The organism is Flavobacterium cryophilum, from assembly GCF_048286555.1.
In the GTDB taxonomy this organism is placed as follows: domain Bacteria; phylum Bacteroidota; class Bacteroidia; order Flavobacteriales; family Flavobacteriaceae; genus Flavobacterium.
Window position 1 is genome coordinate 2501 of the sequence record NZ_JBLVPZ010000020.1, and the last position, 2707, is coordinate 5207.

Annotated in this window: 2 tRNA genes and 2 rRNA genes (1 of these 4 only partly in view); all 4 read right to left on the bottom strand. The window is 46.0% G+C overall.

The window, feature by feature from the left end:
- Positions 1 to 556, bottom strand: a 23S ribosomal RNA gene (locus tag ACNQGJ_RS16710) (it extends 2328 nt beyond the left edge of the window).
- Positions 557 to 749: 193 nt separating this feature from the next.
- Positions 750 to 823, bottom strand: a tRNA-Ala gene (locus ACNQGJ_RS16715).
- A gap of 94 nt (positions 824 to 917) precedes the next feature.
- Positions 918 to 991, bottom strand: a tRNA-Ile gene (locus ACNQGJ_RS16720).
- Positions 992 to 1188: 197 nt separating this feature from the next.
- Positions 1189 to 2700: ribosomal RNA gene (locus tag ACNQGJ_RS16725) — 16S ribosomal RNA — on the bottom strand.
- Together the 16S and 23S rRNA genes with 2 tRNA genes alongside form the textbook arrangement of a ribosomal RNA operon.
- Positions 2701 to 2707: the final 7 nt, after the last annotated feature.

The following is a 2707-nucleotide window of genomic DNA, read 5'->3' on the forward strand; positions in this document are numbered from 1 at the left end:
GCTTGTAAGCGTATGGTTTCAGGATCTATTTCACTCCGTTATTCACGGTTCTTTTCACCTTTCCCTCACGGTACTGGTTCACTATCGGTCTCTCAGGAGTATTTAGCCTTAGCGGATGGTCCCGCCAAATTCAGACAGGATTTCTCGTGTCCCGCCCTACTCAGGATACCACTATCGTTATCTTCTTTTACTTATACAGGGCTATCACCTTCTTTGGCTTTACTTTCCAGTAAATTCTAATTCAATCCGCAACAAATAACGTGGTCCTACAACCCCAATATTGCCGTAACAACATTGGTTTGGGCTAATCCGCGTTCGCTCGCCACTACTTACGGAATCACTTTTGTTTTCTTCTCCTCCGCCTACTTAGATGTTTCAGTTCAGCGGGTTTGCCCACCTATCGGTGTACTATGTCTTCAACATAGTGGGTTGCCCCATTCGGGTATCTACGGATCAATTCGTGTGTGCCAATCCCCGTAGCTTTTCGCAGCTTATCACGCCCTTCATCGCCTCTGAGAGCCAAGGCATCCCCCATACGCCCTTATTTTGCTTATTGTACCAACATTCAATTAAGAATGCCGTTTCTTTCACTTGTCTATAAATAAACAAGCAAAAAATGCTTTCTACTTTTTATTATTTTCTTATCTCAATATGTCAATGAACTTTATTTAGTCGAATGTCAAAGGTCTTAAAGCCCCAATGTCCGTGGACTTGTAACTTTATGACTTTAGACTTTATGACTAAAATCGTGGAGAATAACGGAGTCGAACCGTTGACCTCCTGCGTGCAAGGCAGGCGCTCTAGCCAGCTGAGCTAATCCCCCAATCTTTTTTAATTATGAATTGTGAATTACGAATTACGATCTATATCGTGATTTTTCAACTCTAGAATTTCTTCTTTTTATTTAAGTAAAATTGTTGTCTCGGACAGACTCGAACTGTCGACCCCTACATTATCAGTGTAGTACTCTAACCAGCTGAGCTACGAGACACTCTTTATACTTATGTCTAAAGCCGAAGGTCTTAAAGTCGAAAGTACTGGACTTTTGACATTGGACTTTACAACTTTACGACTGTAATATTATTTGAACTAACAGCAAGAGTAATATAATTTTAACATTTGTTTCCATTCGAACTTTCGTCTTCTTTCCTAAAAGTGTTGTTTGCACAACTAACATTTAGGCTCTAGAAAGGAGGTGTTCCAGCCGCACCTTCCGGTACGGCTACCTTGTTACGACTTAGCCCTAGTTACCAGTTTTACCCTAGGCAGCTCCTTGCGGTCACCGACTTCAGGCACCCCCAGCTTCCATGGCTTGACGGGCGGTGTGTACAAGGCCCGGGAACGTATTCACCGGATCATGGCTGATATCCGATTACTAGCGATTCCAGCTTCACGGAGTCGAGTTGCAGACTCCGATCCGAACTGTGACCGGTTTTATAGATTCGCTCCTGGTCGCCCAGTGGCTGCTCTCTGTACCGGCCATTGTAGCACGTGTGTAGCCCAAGGCGTAAGGGCCGTGATGATTTGACGTCATCCCCACCTTCCTCTCAGTTTGCACTGGCAGTCTCGTTAGAGTTCCCGACATGACTCGCTGGCAACTAACGACAGGGGTTGCGCTCGTTATAGGACTTAACCTGACACCTCACGGCACGAGCTGACGACAACCATGCAGCACCTTGTAAATTGTCTTGCGAAAAGTCTGTTTCCAAACCGGTCAATCTACATTTAAGCCTTGGTAAGGTTCCTCGCGTATCATCGAATTAAACCACATGCTCCACCGCTTGTGCGGGCCCCCGTCAATTCCTTTGAGTTTCATTCTTGCGAACGTACTCCCCAGGTGGGATACTTATCACTTTCGCTTAGCCACTGAGATTGCTCCCAACAGCTAGTATCCATCGTTTACGGCGTGGACTACCAGGGTATCTAATCCTGTTCGCTACCCACGCTTTCGTCCATCAGCGTCAATATATTAGTAGTAACCTGCCTTCGCAATTGGTATTCCATGTAATCTCTAAGCATTTCACCGCTACACTACATATTCTAGTTACTTCCTAATAATTCAAGTCAGACAGTATCAATGGCCGTTCCACCGTTGAGCGATGGGCTTTCACCACTGACTTATCTGACCGCCTACGGACCCTTTAAACCCAATGATTCCGGATAACGCTTGGATCCTCCGTATTACCGCGGCTGCTGGCACGGAGTTAGCCGATCCTTATTCTTACGATACCGTCAAGCTCCGACACGTCGGAGGGTTTCTTCTCGTATAAAAGCAGTTTACAATCCATAGGACCGTCATCCTGCACGCGGCATGGCTGGATCAGGCTTGCGCCCATTGTCCAATATTCCTCACTGCTGCCTCCCGTAGGAGTCTGGTCCGTGTCTCAGTACCAGTGTGGGGGATCTCCCTCTCAGGACCCCTACCCATCGTTGCCTTGGTAAGCCGTTACCTTACCAACTAGCTAATGGGACGCATGCTCATCTTTCACCGATAAATCTTTAATATATAAATGATGCCATTCATATATACTATAAGGTATTAATCCAAATTTCTCTGGGCTATCCCTTTGTGAAAGGTAGATTGCATACGCGTTACGCACCCGTGCGCCGGTCTCTAGTATTGCTACTATACCCCTCGACTTGCATGTGTTAAGCCTGCCGCTAGCGTTCATCCTGAGCCAGGATCAAACTCTTCATCGTATATTGT